We start from the raw sequence: 15979 nt of genomic DNA, 5'->3' as shown, positions 1-15979 counted from the left end.
TGCAAATTAATTAAATCCGCCGCTTAAGCTTTGTGAAATTGTGAAGTGGAAGTGACCTTTGTTTGCATCTGGCTGGCCCGGAATTTTGTCGAAACCGTAACCATAATCCAAACCAAGCAAACCAAATATAGGTAAGAATATCCTTGCACCCACACCCACCGAACGCCTTACGTTAAACGGATTAAACTGGCTAAAATTATCCCACACGTTACCACCCTCGGCAAATGCCTCAAGGAAGATAGTTGCCGACTGGCTTGCAATAACCGGGTGCCTTAACTCAAGCGTGTACTTGTTGTAGATAGCATTACCCTGGTTAGTGTTTGAGTTTTGGTTTGAGCCTACCGGTACAATTGAGAAGTTCTCATAACCGCGTAAACCAATTATATCAGTACCCTGCAAGTATTGGTAGCTTTGCATACCATCACCACCCAGTTTAAAACGCTCAAACGGCGATGCACCTACAATTTTGTTATACTGGCCCAGGTAACCAAAACGTACCTGCGACATTAATACCAATTTACCGGCTATACGGTTAAACCATTGTGCATCAAATTTCCATTTGTAGTACTCTACAAAGTGGTAGCGCTCCTCAGGTGTTGCAATTTTGTAGTTTACGTTATTAAACAACGAGTATGGCGGCGTAGCCTGTATAGTTAACTTAATGTTTGAACCCTGTGTTGGATATATAGGCGCATCAATTGAGTTACGGCTTAGCTCCTGGGTTAACTTAATGTTGTATGATGTACCGTTCTGCAATACATAACCACCGTAGTTATCCAGATCATAGTGGTCAAAGTTAAGCGAGTAGTTTAACTGGAAGTAGTTATCAGGCCAGTTTAAACGACGGCCCAATGTTACACCCACACCGTTGATACGAAGCCTGTTATAGTTAGGGCTTGTTTTTGGATAGTACTGGCCGGTTGAAGCACCCTGGGTATAAGCTGATACCGCAAAGTAAATTGGCTTTTTACCGCCCAACCATGGCTCAGAGAATGTGAACGAGAAGTTTTGGTATATACGACCGCTCGACTGGCCTCTTAAGCTCAGTTTCTGGCCATCGCCTTTTGGCAGCGGTTTGTAAGCTTTCCAGTTAAATATGTTACGTAACGAGAAGTTGTTGAATGTTAAACCCAGTGTACCTACCAACTGGCCACCACCAAAACCGCCCGATAACTCTATCTGGTCTGATGGTTTTTCAACCACGTTGTATATCAAATCAACCGTACCGTCAACAGGGTTAATGTTGGTTGGTTTCGGTTCGGTTTTTTGCTCGTCAAAGTTACCCAGCTGGCCTATCTCGCGCGCACTGCGTATCAATAACTCTTTATTAAATTTCTGACCCGGTTTTGTACGGATCTCGCGCATTACCACTTTATCGTTGGTAACATCGTTACCTTTTAATATAACACGGTTAATGGTGTACTGCGGGCCTTCGTAGATACGGATATCCAAATCTACAGTATCATTATGTACGCGGGTTTGAACCGGGTCTGCATTAAAAGTAAGGTAACCGTTGTTAAGGTATAATGATGATACATCATCATTATTTGGCGTTGGGCCGGTTAAGCGTTTGCCTAATTCCTCTTCGCTAAACACCTGTCCTTTCTCGATAGAAAGAATGCGGGTTAAAAGGTCTGAGTTATAAGTTGCATTACCAGAGAATTTGATATCACCGAAGTAATATTTAGGGCCTTCGTGCAGTTTAACGCGAACATCAACTGTTTTCTCATCATGCATGGTAACGGTATCGCTTACTATCTCGGCGTCGCGGTAACCACGCTCCTGCATTTTCTCAACTAAGGTTTGTTTATCCTCATCATATTTATCCTGCTTAAATTTCTTTGAGCCGAATATATGCCAGAACTTCTTTGGACGTGTGTTTTTCATGAAACCACGTAATGTAGATGCAGACAGCTTACTGTTACCTTCAAATGTAACACTGTTAATTTTAACCTTTTTGTGCTTGTTTACAGCAACATCAAGTATAACGCTGTTAGGATCGCCCGGGTCTTTTGTTTGTTTGGTATCTACGGTAGTGTTCAAATAACCTTTCTCGTGGAAGTGTTTTTTGATGATAGCTGTAGTGGTGCTTATCAGGTTCTCGTTAACAATTTTACCCGTTTTGTCGTTCAGTTTTTTGTTAAGGTCTTCAACCTCACCTTTACGCAGGCCGGTAATATGCAGGCGCGATAAACGCGGGCGCTCGGTAACGGCAATCTCCAGGAAAATGGTATCGGCATGTATAGCGGTAACGTTTAATTGCACATCATCAAACAAGCCTTGTTTGTAAAGGTCTTTTATAACATTAGCATTTTGCTCGCCCGGAAGGTTGATTTTATCGCCTTTATTAAGTTTTGATATAGTAAGGATAACATCTTTATCCAGGTGCTGTACACCGGCAATGGTAACACCACCAATAATGTAATCTTTTGGATTAAGATAATTAAGGCTATCTGCAGGGATAGATGAACCGCCGGAAAGAACACTACGCTGCCCGCCGCCGGTTATTTGTGCCAACGCCGCAGTGCTTATAAATGATAAGATAAGAGCAAAAAAAACTTTATTCATCCGAATATTTTAGTGGGCTAAAAATAATTTATACAGTTGTTAAAATTTGTTAAAAGTAAATTTAATTTACTTGTTCACTGGTTTTGCCAAATCTGCGTTCACGTTTCTGGTAGTCTAAAATGGCCTCAAACAGGTCTTCGCGCCTAAAATCGGGCCATAGCTTTTGTGTAAAATACAGCTCGGCGTAGGCTATCTGCCAAAGTAAATAATTACTTATACGGTACTCCCCACTCGTTCTTATTAAAAGCTCGGGGTTGGGCATACCGCCGGTGTATAAATTATCCTCAAACAATTGTTCGTTAATATCCTGCGGCTGTAATTCGCCGCTTTGCACTTTGGCTGCCAGTTGCTGCGCAGCGTGCACTATCTCATCGCGCGAGCTGTAGCTTAACGCCAGTGTAAGCACCAAACCTGTATTTACCGATGTTTTTTCAATAGCAGCCAGCAGCTCTCTATGGCATTTGCCCGGCAGTTTACTTAGGTCGCCAATGGCGTTAAGGCGTACATTATTGTTCATAAGCTTTGCTATCTCCTTATTTAGGGTTGATATCAAAAGCTCCATAATGGCAGTAACTTCAAGCTTGGGGCGGTTCCAGTTCTCGGCGCTAAAGGTATAAAGTGTAAGATACTCCACCCCTAACTCGCCGGCGGCCTCAACCACATCACGAACAGATAATACCCCGTTATGATGACCAAAAACCCTTAGCTTGCCCTTTCCTTTTGCCCAGCGCCCGTTACCATCCATAATAACGGCTATGTGGCGGGGTAATTTCTGAAGATCTATCTGGTCTTTATAACTCATTTGCTTAACGGTTTTTTGCAGCACCGTTTATGCTGATGTACCTTTTGCCCAATTGCCATTTTGTTGCAATAAAGCACTCAATAACTTATGTTATTTTTTTCAGGTGACAAAGGTAAAAACTTAGTTTGTATTATTTTAGTATGCGTTAAAAAAGAAATATCCCCCATTTTTAACTTTGGCGCTGTTAATCAGCTTTTAATATAGTGTATAAAAAAAGCGCCGCAACCTTACAGCCGCAGCGCCTCACACATGGTTTAGGTAAAAAAATCTTCAGAATGCCTGTTTAGCTTTCAGCATATCAATATCTGTTTTATCAATTGTAGCCAAAGCAAACTGCTGTATGTTATTGATGTTCATCTCGTCAAGTGTATTCACCAGGTCTCCGTAAACCGATGTTTCGGCGGGTTTTATCACCACTATCATACTTTTGCCGGTAGTTTTTAAAACCCATTGGCGGGTTTCACTTATAGCACGGCGCAAGCCGCTTTTACTATAATTGGTTGTAGTAGCTGCTATTAAAGGATGTGTAGCCTCGCCCAGGTACCATAGTGCCTTACCATCTTTACCCAGGCAAATGGTCATGGTGCGCGATTGCGGCACGGGGCTACTATCTCCTACCGGCATTACAACATTCATAGCCTTGGGTTTACTTAATGTAGTTGTGAGCATAAAAAAGGTGATCAGCAAAAACGCCAGATCAACCATTGCGGTAAGATCAACCCTTGGGACTGATTTCCTTGCGCGTACTTTGTTACCGCTTTTTTGTGGGGTGGAATTTAACTCGGCCATGGCGATATAGTTTAAAGGTTAATAATTGGTTATTTAATTATCATACCGATAAATATACCGTTTTGTTTCAATAAACAAAATTTAATTTTGTTTATATCTTACTTATCCATCACTTATTTTAATAATAACACTTAGAGGTAATAAAAGTGTATGAAAGGGTAAGGCCAAAGAAACCATAAAAATCTTTAGGATTAAAATCGCCGCGTTGCGATCCTACAATTGCCGGGCCTGCCCCCACTTCACGCGATCTATCAGCCAAACGTGCCGAAGCACTGTTTGGCGTAGGGAAAGCTTTGTAAACGCCGCTTACATCATCCAAAAAATCGGTATTGGTATAACGGTAACCCAGCTCGGCACCCAGTGTCCATTTGCCGCCTATGTTATATTTAAAACCGGCACCAAAAGGCACAACAACGGTTCTTGTACCATAAGCAGTACCTTCTGTTTTAAGGTTACGAAGGCTAACCTCGCGGTAATTGTAGATTGTGCGCGGGGCATACGAAGTTACGCCCGCCCCCAGGAATACGTAAGGTGTATATTTATTTTTACCGGCTTCCGGTATGTAGCTCATAAAGTTAAAATCGAGCGTTAAACTCAATTCTTTCAGTTGATCGGAAAAGCTAAGGTTACGTTCTCTAAATTGCTCAATGCTCGATTTGCTGTCATCGGCGGCTATTTCGCCATAAATAAAATTAAGGCGCAGGCCAAGATACCTGTCAAAGTTGCGTTTTACAAAAACACCTCCGTAAGCCCCGCTCGGCTTAAAAATGTTATTGGTATTCAGATCGCCTATATATGCAGATGCGCCTACACTACCGCCAACTTCCCAGGTTTGGGCGCGTACAGTAAAGCTTAAAAGCATTAAAAGTAATACAGTAAAGTATTTAGGCATTAGGTAAAGTTAATAATTACGGGCGTCTAATCCCCATAATAACTTTTTCCTTAACGTAGATAAATAACTTTCATTATTAAGCCTGATGAGGTTAAGCTTAAAATCGGCTTTGTAAACCCTGAATTGCATAGGCTTATCAACAATAGCCGTGCGGCTATCGCATGATACAATGTAGTTGTTACCACGATAATCCACATCAATAGATATGGTGCTGGTATCTGGCAGTACTACAGGCCTCACATTTAAGTTATGCGGGGCAACAGGCGTTAGCGCCAGGCTATTTGACTGCGGGAAAATAATAGGACCATTACAGCTAAGCGAATAAGCCGTTGAGCCCGTTGAAGTTGATACGATGATACCATCGCCCCAGTATGAGTTTAAGAACTCGCCGTTTAATGCTACGTGCGAGGTGATCATGGCCGAGTCGTCGCGCTTGTGGATGGTGACATCATTAAGGGCGAAGTTGTTATCGCCAAAAACTTTCTCGTCAGAATCTATTACCAGCAGTTCGCGGCTATCCAACGTGTACTCGCCATTTACCACGGCATGTATTGCTGCCGCAATGTCGCTTTTGTTGATACTGGCCAAAAAACCCAAACGGCCAAAGTTGATACCAATAACAGGAATGCCGCTGTCGCGCACTACGGTAACCATATCCAGCAGGGTACCGTCGCCACCAAGGGTTAGAAAAATATCTATATGGCCTTTTAATGCCGAATCGCAATTTAAAACTGTAAAGGCCGATGTATCTATATTGCCCTGCAGGTTCTCGTTAAGCTGCGGGTGGATGCAAACCTCTACGTTATGCTGCACCAGCGTATCAAACACCTGGCGTATGTATGGGAATATCGATGCATCGTTAAACTGCCTGCCGTAAACTGCTATTTTCATTTGCGGTTTTTATAAATTGAGGTAGTTCATCAATGAGTCGTACCTATCCATGGAGTTGTTGTTGTTATCGGTAAAGTTGAATGTTGCCTTTACCTCGTAGTTATAGCGCTGAAAAGTTGAGAGGATACCGGATATATCCTGTTTGTTTACTTTAAGGGTAACTTCCATTCGGGTTGAATCGGGAAAGGTGCGCGTGTATGAGCTAAGGATCTGCGCATTATCAGACTCTACCACCTGCGACATGTGCGCCAGCGAGTTGTTCTTGATATCAACTTCTAACACGATAATGCCACCCGGTTCTGATGATGAGGTAAGTTTAGCAAAATATGCCGCAAGGCAATTAATGCTAATAAGGCCCTGGTACTCTTTCTTTTGGTTGAGTACCGGCACTACCGTAAGCTGCTGCTCATAAAACAAGCGGATAACATCGTAAATATGTTGTTCCTCTACCACGTAAGGGTTCACCAGCGATAATGCCAGCGCACCTATCGGGGTATTATAATCGGGCTCCTCAACCAGATCATCCTCGCTTACGAGGCCCAGAAACTGATCTTCGTTTACAATTGGCATGTGGCTAACGCGAAACTCTGCCATGCGGTCAAACACTTTCTGAATACTATCAGAAGTATGTACCGGCGGTATGGCGTCTTCTATCAGCTCAATTGCACGCATTTGTTATCTTTTTTGTTTCTCTAAAAACGCTTTAAGGTATTCGTTAAACTCTACCGGGCGTTCCATCATTGGCGCATGGCCACATTTATCTATCCAGTGCAGCTCAGAGTTTGGCATTAGTTGGTTAAACTCAACAGCCACCTCAGGCGGGGTAATTTTATCATCGCGGCCCCATATCAGGCAAACCGGCATGGTAATTTTACGCAGATCATCTTTCATGTTATGCCTAATGGCCGATTTTGCCATGGCCAGTATGCGAATCACCTTTGCTCTATCATTAATGGTCTCAAAAACTTCGTCAACCAGTTCATCAGTTGCTATGGCCGGGTCGTAAAAGGTGAACTGTACTTTCTCGCGTACAAAATCTTTACTCTCGCGGCGCGGGAACGAGCCACCAAAAGCATTTTCATACAAACCCGAACTACCGGTTAACACCAAAGCTTTTACATAACCCGGATGCGCCAATACATATATTAAACCTACGTGGCCACCAAGCGAGTTGCCCAGCAACGTAACGTTTTTTAACTTTTTAAACTTGATGAACTTGTGTACAAATTTTGATAGCGCCCTTACGCCGGTAGTTAATATCGGCAGATCATAAATTGGCAGCATAGGGATCAAAACCTTGTACTCTTTGCTAAATTGCTCAACAACATCATGCCAGTTACTTAGCGCGCCCATCAAACCGTGCAAAAGCAAAAGCGGTTCGCCTTCGCCAACTTCGATATAGCTAAATCCGTGTTCTTCTCTAAGCACCAGCTCCATATAAATTGTGTGTAAGTTCTGCTAAATAATACCTTAAGGCGGCAATTTTAAACCGCCCTATTTGTTGTAAAATTATAATTATAAAAATAGTTTACACCTTTTATATACAATTAATACGGTTGTATTAACCTAAAAGTTGTTTAACTACCTCAGATACAGTTTTGCCATCGGCACGGCCCGCAAGCTCTTTATTGGCTACGCCCATAACGCGGCCCATATCTTTTACTGAAGTTACGCCCAGGCGCGATATCACTTCCTGTATGTAACCTTCTATCTCGAAACGGCTCATTTGCTGTGGGAGATAAGGCTCTATTACATACATCTCGGCCATCTCAATATCGTATAAGTCTTCGCGACCCTGTGTTTTGTAGATATCTGCAGATTCTTTACGTTGTTTGATGAGTTTCTGCAACACTTTAATTTCTGCTTCCTGCGTCAATTCTTCGGCAGCGCCTTTTTCGGTTTTAGCCAGTAACAAAGCCGATTTAATAGCGCGAAGGCCACGCAGCCTGTCGGCCTGTTTGCTTAGCATGGCTTGTTTAATATCCTGGTCTATTTGGGTGATGAGTGACATTTTATTTAATGAGTGAGTTGTTGAATGAGTGAATTAGTGATTTTGAAACCCCGATTGTCATTTCGAACGAGGTACGAGGAGAAATCTTGTTGTTAATGCTAAGCACACTGCTTGTCTTATCTAACAGGATTTCTCACTGTCGTTCGAAATGACATATTATATAATATTATGTATTCTTCTTTATCACATTAGTTGCCGTGGCTTGCGCGGTTGGCATTATTAATATATCATTAATGTTAACGTGTGCCGGGCGCGATGCTACAAACCAGATGGTGTCAGCAATATCTTCGGCTTTTAGTGGTTCAAAACCTTCGTACACCTTTTTGGCGCGGTCTTTATCGCCTTTAAAGCGTACTTCAGAAAATTCAGTCTCTACCATACCGGGATGCACTGCGGTTACTTTAATACCGTGCTGCAGTAGATCTATACGCATGCCTTTTGTTAAGGCATCAACGGCATGTTTGCTGGCACAGTAAACGTTCCCGTTAGGATAAACCTCTTTACCGGCAATTGAACCCAGGTTTACGATATGCCCGCGGCCGTTGGTGATCATCCAGTTTGATACTACACGGCTAACATACAGCAGGCCTTTAACGTTGGTATCTATCATGGTGTCCCAGTCCTCATAACTGCCCGAGTTGATGGGATCCAGTCCCTGGCTTAGGCCGGCGTTGTTCACCAGCACATCAACCGCGCGCCATTTTGATGGCAGGCTATCCAGGCTGCGTACCACTTCTTCGCGGTTACGTACATCGAAAGATGATACCGCTATTTCTACGTTATACTTATCATTAAGGTGATGCGCCAGCTTCTCCAACCTCTCCAAACGCCTGCCGGTAAGTATCAGATCATAACCATGCTGAGCGAAGGTATGTGCGCAGGCCTCGCCTATACCGGCGGTGGCACCTGTTATTAATGCTATTTTTGCCATAATAGATGTAACTATTGGCAGCGAAATTATGTTTTTATACCGACTTTATTTGTGCTAACCTTAAACGAGGCCAAACTCAATTACACTTTATGGTATTAGCATGATATTTTGTTAGCCGATATGCCCGAGATTTGGCGGCGATGGTTCACAGATCATCAAACATTTACTATAAAAACTCATAAAAATGGAATACAGACAATTAGGAGGCTCGGGCCTTAATGTACCCGTTCTTAGTTTCGGAACAGCAACTTTTGGCGGTCAGGGCGACTTTTTTAAAGCCTGGGGCAATACGCAATTAGAGGATGCTAAAAAGCTGGTTCACCTTTGCCTTGATGCCGGTGTAAATTTCTTTGATACAGCCAACGTTTACTCGCGCGGCGTATCTGAGGAGATACTGGGCCAGGCTTTAGAAGGCTTGCGTAACCGTGTACTCATCTCAACCAAAGCCACCTTCCGCATGGGCGATGGGCCTAACGATTTCAGCTCATCTCGTTATCACCTCATCAACTCTGTTGAGGATAGCCTTAAACGTTTAAAAACAGATCATATAGATATCTTCCACCTGCATGGCTTTGACGGCAATACGCCTGTTGAAGAAACGCTGCGTACTTTAGACACTTTAATCAGCGATGGTAAGATCCGTTACATTGCCTGCTCAAATTTCTCGGGCTGGCATTTGATGAAATCGCTGTCGGTATCTGAGCGTTATGGCTGGGCTAAATACGTGGCACACCAGGCCTATTATTCGTTATTAGACCGCGAGTTTGAATGGGAACTAATGCCACTGGGTATCGACCAAAAAGTGAGCACCATTGTTTGGAGCCCGCTGGCATCAGGCCAACTGGGTGGTAAATTCCGCCGCGGACAAGAGTTACCTAAAGATAACCGCCGCGCCCAGGGTGGCAGCCACGGCCCGGAAACCGACCTGGAACGCCTTTATACTATTGTTGATGCTTTGGATGAAGTAGCCGAGGAAACCGGTAAATCTGTTGCACAGGTTTCTATCAACTGGTTGTTACAGCGCCCTACCGTTGCCAATATTATTATAGGTGCCCGCAACGAGGAACAACTAAAACAAAACCTTGATGCCGTTGGCTGGAACTTAACCACGGAGCAAGTTAAGAAACTTGATGCCGCCAGCGACCGCGACCCGATATACCCATACTGGCACCAACGCCAGGATACTAAGTTGAATCCTCTGCCGAAGTTTTATTAAAGAGAAAAGGCCCTGCAAATGCAGGGCCTTTTTATTTCCGTCATTGCGAGGAGCGACAGCGACGTGGCAATCCCCGATATACAGAGGCACTTGCATAGCCGCTCTGTAAGTCGGGGATTGCCACGCTACGCTCGCAATGACGGTTTTTTGTTCTGTCATTGCCCTAACACTTTATCCAATTGCCCCACTAAAACAGTGTAATCACTTGGGCGGGCGGCATCTGGCGCGGTGATCTTGCCGGTTTTATCTACAATAACATAGTGCGGCATCAATACTTCTGCCGTATCGTTTTGTGCGGCCTGATGATAGAGTTTGCTGTACTCATCCAAATCAAGAAATAAATGGTTGCCGGTTATTTTATGATTAACTATCTGTTTCTTCCATAAATAGTTATTGCCATTTGCTATGTACAGGTAAGCTATATCGCTGCGGTTTTTATAGTGCTCTTTAAGCGGTTGGGTAAAATTGTCAAACTCTTCTAAACATGGCCCGCAGGTGGTTCCCCAGAAATCTACGTACACCACTTTTCCCTGAAAATTCTTGCTGATGATATCTTTAAAGGATTTGGCATCTGCATCTACCTTAACAAAAGTAGCACCCGGCTGGGTAGTGAATGCTATGGTGAAAACAACTTTGCCAGCAATAAAAACAACTATTAGCCCCATTGTAGCTAAAGCCGGTTTCAGAAAAGACATGCTCGTAGCTTTCAGGAACTTCCTGAAGAAGTAGATACCGCCGCTTAATAATACCAGACTGATAAAAGCCTTTACAGCGATAAGCCTCGTAAGCTTTTGGTTGACCTCAAAAATGTTATCCAGAATCCCGGCCTTCTGCATTTTCGGCAAGCCAGAATAGACCTGGGCCAGATCAATTATTCGCCCCCTTACTTCTTTTTCCCAGGCAACAAAATACTCACTGATATCCATTAGCATCAGCGGGATAATGGCGATCATTACCGCCCCTAACCAAAAATATTTAGACCTGATCATGTAGGTTATTATAATAAGGTTTACGTCATTATACAGAACACATGAGGCAACTTGCCCCTCTCAGATAAAGCATTTGAGCCGGCAGCGCTCAACCACGCTGCCGGCTCAAAACTTTGATATGCTTTTAATGCTAAGCTTTCTTCACCATCTTCATATTCTCCGGATCCCAGAACATAGGGCTGTTTTTGTAGTAACTATCGTTACATAACAGTGCCGGCGCCGCAGCACGGTAACCGAAAACAGCATCCTCGGTAACTTTACCGTTGTTGCGGATAGCAGTGATCCAGTTGTTCATGTGATCGTACGGGCCACCCAGGTAGCCTTTTTCGGCATCGAAAGTGATCTCTTCCGGCGGAAGGATGTGTTTGCGGGCGCTGTTGGTTTGGCCGGCTTTGCGCAGTTTCTCCAGGTAGAACGGATCATCAGATGCTATGGTTTTGTTGCGTTTAAGCACAACGCTGTCCCAGGTAACATCCATTGAACCTTCGCTGCCTACCAGTTTCAGGTAAGTGGTACCGCTGGTGCCATCAACAAAGTTGCAACGCAACGAAAGATTAAAAGCGGGGTGCGCGGCAGTTTTGCCGTAATCGAAAGTGCCTAATAAAACGTCAGGCACTTCGCGGCCATCGTTCCAGTAGCGTAAACCACCAGAGGCATAAATTTTATTAGGCCCCATTGATTCGGTAATAAAGTGCAGACTGCTGAACAGGTGAACGAATAAGTCGCCTGCCATGCCTGTCCCGTAATCTGTATAATTTCTCCAGCGGAAGAACCTTTTTGAATCGTAAGGGCGTTTTTGCACGTTGCTTACATAGGTTTCCCAATCCACCGTTTGTGCCGATGCATCATCAGGAATTGGATATTGCCAAACCTCGATAGGAGCACGGCGCGCCCAAAAACCTTCGGCATAGTTCAGTTCGCCAATGGCTCCGCTTTTCAGCAGTTCGTGCGCTTTCTCGTTACCTAATGACGATACACCCTGGCTTCCTACCTGAAACACCTTGCCGGTTTCTTTCTGCGCTTTTATTACCGCTGGGCCTTCGGCTACCGAGTGTACCATTGGCTTTTCGCAGTACACGTGTTTGCCGGCATGCATGGCATCAACAGAAATTTGCTGGTGCCAATGATCGGGCGTGGCTATAATTACCGCGTCAATATCTTTACGGTTTAGTATCTCTTTGTAAACCTTAGTGGTGAAAATATCATTGCCCCAGCGCTTTTTAGCTTCTGCCAAACGGCCATCGTACAAATCGCATACGGCAACCATTTTTACGCCAGGCACCTGCAGGGCCACAATAGCATCCTGCGTACCCATACCACCGGCACCTATCAGCGCAATATTTACCTGATCGTTAGGGCCAAAAGGTTTGTACTCTTTTTTAAGGTAGTAAAATGATTGATTGCTTTTACCGGCGGCAATTAAGCTGCTGCCCGCGGCAACGGCGGCAGTAGTAGTGGCAAGTTTCTTTAAAAAACCTCTGCGCGACGCTTCAGAATTTTCTTTCATGGTTATCAGTATAGTTTAAGTTTGAATGGTGGTTAACCCAAGGCCCGGACAGCCCGAAAGTGAAGATAGAGTTTTATGTTAATAGTTCATAGATAATAGTTGATAGTTCATGGATCTCTGTTCATGGTTCATAGATAATAGATCATGGTAGTCCATCAACCCTACTACTATGAACCATGAACTATCAACAATGAACTACTAAAAATGCGTATCTTTACCGCCATTCTCATGAGCAAAACTGTAACTCCATATCAGAACCAGGCAACCAAAAAAGAACAAGTAGCCGATATGTTCAACAATATCTCTAAAACTTACGATTTCCTTAACCACTTTATGTCGCTGGGGATCGATATCATTTGGCGTAAAAAGGCTATCAACGAGTTAAAGAAAGATCAGCCTAAACTGATACTGGATGTGGCTACCGGTACCGGCGATTTTGCTTTTGAGGCGTTGAAAATATTAAAGCCCCAAAAGATCGTCGGCGCAGATATTTCTGCCGGCATGCTTGATGTGGCTAAACAAAAGATAGCCAAACGCGGCTTGGGCGATAAATTTGAGGTAAAATTGGGCGACTCAGAAAAGCTGCCTTTTGAGGCTAATGAATTTGATGCCGTTACCGTTGCCTACGGTGTACGTAACTTTGAGAACCTTGAAAAAGGCCTTACCGATATTAACCGCGTTTTAAAACCAGGCGGCAAAGCTGTGGTGCTGGAGTTCTCAAAACCGAAGGCCTTTCCTATCAAACAGCTTTATAACTTTTACTTTAATTATATAACACCGGGCATTGGCAAGCTTTTCTCTAAAGATTCAAGGGCTTATACTTATTTGCCAGAGTCTGTGGCCGCTTTCCCTGATGGCGAGGCGTTTAGGGCGATAATGCATAAAGCAGGATTTAAAGATACCAAAGTGCGCCCGCTGGCGTTTGGTATCTGTTCAATTTATACAGGCATTAAATGATAAAACTCCGCTACCTTATCCTTATCATGTTAACGTGCTGCAGCCAAAAACTGCTTGCGCAGGCATGGGGTGGCGGTGCCGACCAAAACGATCTTAGCTTTGGCTTTTTATTCTCATACGTGCAAAGCTCTTATGATATTGTAAAAAAGCCCGACTGGCAAATACCTTTCCGCGACCCGCAAACGGGTAACGCAGTAAGCTCTTACGGAAAAAGCATTTCATCCCCATCGGCACCGGGCTTTGCCGTAGGTTTTATTACCCGCTATCGGTTAACTGAGCATCTGGAAGCCAGGATAACCCCTTCGCTGCTTTTTGCTGATAGAAAAGTAACATATACGTATGACATACCCGAGGAAGCGGTAACTAAACCAGTACAAACTACCACTGTTGACTTTCCGCTGCAACTAAAGCTAAAATCAGACCGCATTGCCAACGCGCGTGTGTACCTTATAGGTGGCCTCAAATACTCGCAAAGCATCGGTTCCAAAAAAGACCCCGGCAATAACATTGCCCCTACCGAACGCCTGCTGAAGAACGTAAAAGGCTATTCATCGTACGAAGTTGGTGCAGGCTTCGATATTTATTTTGAGTATTTTAAACTATCTCCCGAGCTTAAATTCTCCAACTCTTTCACCAATATGCTGGTGAAAGATAACACACCTTATGCAAGCCCGTTAAGCCGGTTGGGATTACGCACGCTGATGCTGAGCCTTATTTTTGAATAGAGAGTCGTTTTTCAAAACAAACAAACTTTAGTCCAGGTCTGAATTGCAGGGTAATTTCACCTTTATATTCATAACCTACTTTCGGGAACAGCTTCTGTGTAGCCAGGTTCTGGCTGTTGGTATCCACACGTAATATTGGGATGTTGCGATCAATCGCTACATCTTCGGCCTGTTGCATCAGCGCAGCAGCAATGCCCCGACCCTGAAAACGCGGACTAACCGCCAACCTGTGCGTAACAATAGCTTCCTCATTTATATCGAGGCCAACCTGCGCATATTCGGGGTATTGTTCGGTAGTTATGGCACTTACACCGGCAATTTCGCCATCAACTTCGGCCACCCAAAGTTGGCCGGCTTGGATATCCTGCTCAAAAACCTGTGGATTTGGATATACGTCGTCCCATTGCAAATTGCCGGCGGCACGCATTACTGGTACCACTTCTTTAACCAGCCGCATTATTTGAGGAATATCAGAGATGAGGGCTAAACGGATCATGTTAAGTAAAAAGTCTAAATTAAAAAGTAAAAAAAACCTCAATTGGCATCTGATCTTTTAACAAGTTTACGGATTGAGAACAAGGAAAATAATGCCGGTCAAAACCACCAGTGCATGAATAATAACCGAGGACAAATAAATGCGGCCTCTTTGTTTAAGTCTGATAAGGTTCACACAAAGCAAAAGAACAGCACCAAAAAACGAAAGAAAAATCGACAACACATCCAGATTAGGTGTACATGGCCCCGATTTGAAACCAGGCAATACATTAAACAAAGTAATAGCAACAATTACTATTACATAGTACGCCAAAGTATAATGCAATGGTTTGGTAAACCTGCGTGTTGTTAATAGATCTTTCGCTTCCATTAATGATTATGCTTTTTATGAATATCTTTCACCAGGCAAAGCTTTTTTATATCTTCAATGCGGATAGGGAAAGGTGCATATTTTAAACGGCCGCCTACCATTTCTGTTACATTGTCTGAGTGGGCTATTACCTCTTCGGGGTTATCGCTGGCCAGCAAGCGTTTGTACATACGGTAATCGCCCCATTCTATGTAATACACCTCGCCAGGCAATATTTTCATATCATTGATGATCTTTAGTGCCACCCAGCAGCCGTTCTCTAAATACGGATACATTGAATGCCCCCAAACAGGCAGGGCAAAATCGCACTCCTCAATTCCCGGGAAATTCATGCGGCCAACCGGCAGCGAATCATTGATATCATTATATACCTCAACGCCCGATGCTGTTGCTATGATATCATACATAGGTATCCCCTCTTCTGAGCGTTGGGTTACAGGTTTTTCTGCAGTTTTACGGATACCCAATTGCTCTCCAAATTTTTCTTTAAAGATCTTCAGTTTCTCAGGATCGATATTCTGGCGGCTCTTGATGATCTCGGTAATGGAGCTGGCCGAATTAAAACCTAAAGCATCTGCCAGTTCGCTGTTGTTGTTAAAAGCTTTTCCGCGCAATTGGTTGTACAGGATGATAAACTCCAGTGTTTCAGGCCTTACCGTTTTTATTTTGTTTGGTTTTGATGCGTCTTCCATATCAAATAAAAATATTTAAAGATTTTTCTTGATTTATATAAAGATATTTCTTTATATTTGAATGTTCAATTACATCGAAGATAGTACTTTAAATTAACATTCCAAATTACAGGCTTACAGATAGTAAAGAAATTACTTTACAAA

At 43.5% G+C, this 15979-nt stretch carries 17 protein-coding genes; 3 read left to right on the top strand and 14 right to left on the bottom strand.

All coding sequences use genetic code 11. The annotated features are described in order from the left end of the window. Nucleotides 1–6 precede the first annotated feature (6 nt). The 9 genes from bamA to D0C36_RS22165 form a co-directional block, all read right to left on the bottom strand. Complete coding sequence (gene bamA / locus D0C36_RS22205) at nucleotides 7–2568, bottom strand: outer membrane protein assembly factor BamA (protein WP_117393910.1); 2562 nt, start codon at nucleotides 2566–2568, stop codon at nucleotides 7–9. A 61-nt stretch (nucleotides 2569–2629) separates the two neighbouring features. After that, on the bottom strand, nucleotides 2630–3370 hold the full coding sequence (locus D0C36_RS22200) for an isoprenyl transferase (RefSeq protein WP_117393994.1): 741 nt from the start codon (nucleotides 3368–3370) through the stop codon (nucleotides 2630–2632). 270 nt (nucleotides 3371–3640) lie between these two features. Then, nucleotides 3641–4159: an ExbD/TolR family protein gene (locus D0C36_RS22195; RefSeq protein ID WP_117393909.1), complete on the bottom strand. Its 519-nt coding sequence runs from the start codon at nucleotides 4157–4159 to the stop codon at nucleotides 3641–3643. A gap of 118 nt (nucleotides 4160–4277) precedes the next feature. Further along, entirely contained in the window at nucleotides 4278–5051 is a 774-nt protein-coding gene (porG, locus tag D0C36_RS22190) for a type IX secretion system protein PorG (RefSeq protein WP_117393908.1), read from the bottom strand. A 9-nt stretch (nucleotides 5052–5060) separates the two neighbouring features. Beyond that, nucleotides 5061–5942, bottom strand: coding sequence for an NAD kinase (locus D0C36_RS22185; protein ID WP_117393907.1), 882 nt, complete (start codon nucleotides 5940–5942; stop codon nucleotides 5061–5063). Between the two features lie 9 nt (nucleotides 5943–5951). Continuing rightward, a complete protein-coding gene (locus D0C36_RS22180) occupies nucleotides 5952–6614 on the bottom strand; it encodes a CBS domain-containing protein (protein WP_117393906.1) in 663 nt (220 codons plus the stop codon). 3 nt (nucleotides 6615–6617) lie between these two features. Beyond that, nucleotides 6618–7379 (bottom strand): alpha/beta fold hydrolase, encoded by a 762-nt coding sequence (locus D0C36_RS22175; protein WP_117393905.1) that lies wholly within the window; start codon nucleotides 7377–7379, stop codon nucleotides 6618–6620. A gap of 124 nt (nucleotides 7380–7503) precedes the next feature. After that, nucleotides 7504–7953 carry a GatB/YqeY domain-containing protein gene (locus tag D0C36_RS22170; protein ID WP_117393904.1) on the bottom strand — a complete coding sequence of 150 codons (450 nt, stop codon included), beginning with the start codon at nucleotides 7951–7953 and terminating at the stop codon, nucleotides 7504–7506. 166 nt (nucleotides 7954–8119) lie between these two features. Next, nucleotides 8120–8884, bottom strand: a complete 765-nt coding sequence (locus D0C36_RS22165) for an SDR family oxidoreductase (protein WP_117393903.1) — start codon at nucleotides 8882–8884, stop codon at nucleotides 8120–8122. Between the two features lie 184 nt (nucleotides 8885–9068). Between D0C36_RS22165 and D0C36_RS22160 the strand changes: the two genes are divergently transcribed. Then, a complete protein-coding gene (locus D0C36_RS22160; protein ID WP_117393902.1) occupies nucleotides 9069–10100 on the top strand; it encodes an aldo/keto reductase in 1032 nt (343 codons plus the stop codon). 155 nt (nucleotides 10101–10255) lie between these two features. Here the strand turns inward: D0C36_RS22160 and D0C36_RS22155 are convergent, their stop codons facing one another. Continuing rightward, nucleotides 10256–11089 carry a TlpA family protein disulfide reductase gene (locus tag D0C36_RS22155; RefSeq protein WP_117393901.1) on the bottom strand — a complete coding sequence of 278 codons (834 nt, stop codon included), beginning with the start codon at nucleotides 11087–11089 and terminating at the stop codon, nucleotides 10256–10258. A 130-nt stretch (nucleotides 11090–11219) separates the two neighbouring features. Continuing rightward, the gene (locus D0C36_RS22150; protein WP_117393900.1) at nucleotides 11220–12596 is read right to left on the bottom strand and encodes a Gfo/Idh/MocA family protein; all 1377 of its coding nucleotides are present in this window, start codon (nucleotides 12594–12596) and stop codon (nucleotides 11220–11222) included. Nucleotides 12597–12824: 228 nt separating this feature from the next. Here D0C36_RS22150 and ubiE point away from each other — a divergent pair, with 228 nt between their 5' ends. Both ubiE and porT read left to right on the top strand, forming a co-directional pair. Beyond that, nucleotides 12825–13553, top strand: coding sequence for a bifunctional demethylmenaquinone methyltransferase/2-methoxy-6-polyprenyl-1,4-benzoquinol methylase UbiE (ubiE, locus tag D0C36_RS22145; RefSeq protein ID WP_117393899.1), 729 nt, complete (start codon nucleotides 12825–12827; stop codon nucleotides 13551–13553). Continuing rightward, entirely contained in the window at nucleotides 13550–14278 is a 729-nt protein-coding gene (porT, locus tag D0C36_RS22140) for a type IX secretion/gliding motility protein PorT/SprT (RefSeq protein ID WP_117393898.1), read from the top strand. Before ubiE ends, porT begins: the two co-directional genes overlap by 4 nt. On the opposite strand, the gene D0C36_RS22135 is transcribed toward porT, so the two are convergent. The 3 genes from D0C36_RS22135 to D0C36_RS22125 all read right to left on the bottom strand — a co-directional run bounded on the left by D0C36_RS22135 (nucleotide 14265) and on the right by D0C36_RS22125 (nucleotide 15835). Next, a complete protein-coding gene (locus D0C36_RS22135) occupies nucleotides 14265–14774 on the bottom strand; it encodes a GNAT family N-acetyltransferase (RefSeq protein WP_117393897.1) in 510 nt (169 codons plus the stop codon). The two genes, porT and D0C36_RS22135, sit on opposite strands and share 14 nt — an antisense overlap. A gap of 66 nt (nucleotides 14775–14840) precedes the next feature. Then, on the bottom strand, nucleotides 14841–15143 hold the full coding sequence (locus D0C36_RS22130; protein WP_117393896.1) for a hypothetical protein: 303 nt from the start codon (nucleotides 15141–15143) through the stop codon (nucleotides 14841–14843). Further along, nucleotides 15143–15835, bottom strand: coding sequence for a S24 family peptidase (locus tag D0C36_RS22125; RefSeq protein ID WP_117393895.1), 693 nt, complete (start codon nucleotides 15833–15835; stop codon nucleotides 15143–15145). The genes D0C36_RS22130 and D0C36_RS22125 overlap by 1 nt, the downstream gene beginning before the upstream one ends. Between the last annotated feature and the right edge of the window lie 144 nt (nucleotides 15836–15979).

The organism is Mucilaginibacter conchicola (assembly GCF_003432115.1).
Lineage (GTDB): Bacteria > Bacteroidota > Bacteroidia > Sphingobacteriales > Sphingobacteriaceae > Mucilaginibacter > Mucilaginibacter conchicola.
The sequence above is the reverse complement of the archived record's forward strand: the minus strand, read 5'-3'. Positions and strand labels throughout refer to the sequence as shown.

Bases quoted from the DNA above. Each gene is read 5' to 3' on its own strand.
- D0C36_RS22135 (WP_117393897.1), bottom strand. From the start codon at position 14,774: ATGATCCGTTTAGCCCTCATCTCTGATATTCCTCAAATAATGCGGCTG.
- porG (WP_117393908.1), bottom strand. From the start codon at position 5,051: ATGCCTAAATACTTTACTGTATTACTTTTAATGCTTTTAAGCTTTACT.
- D0C36_RS22175 (WP_117393905.1), bottom strand. From the start codon at position 7,379: ATGGAGCTGGTGCTTAGAGAAGAACACGGATTTAGCTATATCGAAGTT.
- D0C36_RS22200 (WP_117393994.1), bottom strand. From the start codon at position 3,370: ATGAGTTATAAAGACCAGATAGATCTTCAGAAATTACCCCGCCACATA.
- D0C36_RS22180 (WP_117393906.1), bottom strand. From the start codon at position 6,614: ATGCGTGCAATTGAGCTGATAGAAGACGCCATACCGCCGGTACATACT.
- D0C36_RS22185 (WP_117393907.1), bottom strand. From the start codon at position 5,942: ATGAAAATAGCAGTTTACGGCAGGCAGTTTAACGATGCATCGATATTC.
- bamA (WP_117393910.1), bottom strand. From the start codon at position 2,568: ATGAATAAAGTTTTTTTTGCTCTTATCTTATCATTTATAAGCACTGCG.
- D0C36_RS22130 (WP_117393896.1), bottom strand. From the start codon at position 15,143: ATGGAAGCGAAAGATCTATTAACAACACGCAGGTTTACCAAACCATTG.
- D0C36_RS22125 (WP_117393895.1), bottom strand. From the start codon at position 15,835: ATGGAAGACGCATCAAAACCAAACAAAATAAAAACGGTAAGGCCTGAA.
- porT (WP_117393898.1), top strand. From the start codon at position 13,550: ATGATAAAACTCCGCTACCTTATCCTTATCATGTTAACGTGCTGCAGC.
- D0C36_RS22155 (WP_117393901.1), bottom strand. From the start codon at position 11,089: ATGATCAGGTCTAAATATTTTTGGTTAGGGGCGGTAATGATCGCCATT.
- D0C36_RS22150 (WP_117393900.1), bottom strand. From the start codon at position 12,596: ATGAAAGAAAATTCTGAAGCGTCGCGCAGAGGTTTTTTAAAGAAACTT.
- D0C36_RS22160 (WP_117393902.1), top strand. From the start codon at position 9,069: ATGGAATACAGACAATTAGGAGGCTCGGGCCTTAATGTACCCGTTCTT.
- D0C36_RS22170 (WP_117393904.1), bottom strand. From the start codon at position 7,953: ATGTCACTCATCACCCAAATAGACCAGGATATTAAACAAGCCATGCTA.
- ubiE (WP_117393899.1), top strand. From the start codon at position 12,825: ATGAGCAAAACTGTAACTCCATATCAGAACCAGGCAACCAAAAAAGAA.
- D0C36_RS22165 (WP_117393903.1), bottom strand. From the start codon at position 8,884: ATGGCAAAAATAGCATTAATAACAGGTGCCACCGCCGGTATAGGCGAG.
- D0C36_RS22195 (WP_117393909.1), bottom strand. From the start codon at position 4,159: ATGGCCGAGTTAAATTCCACCCCACAAAAAAGCGGTAACAAAGTACGC.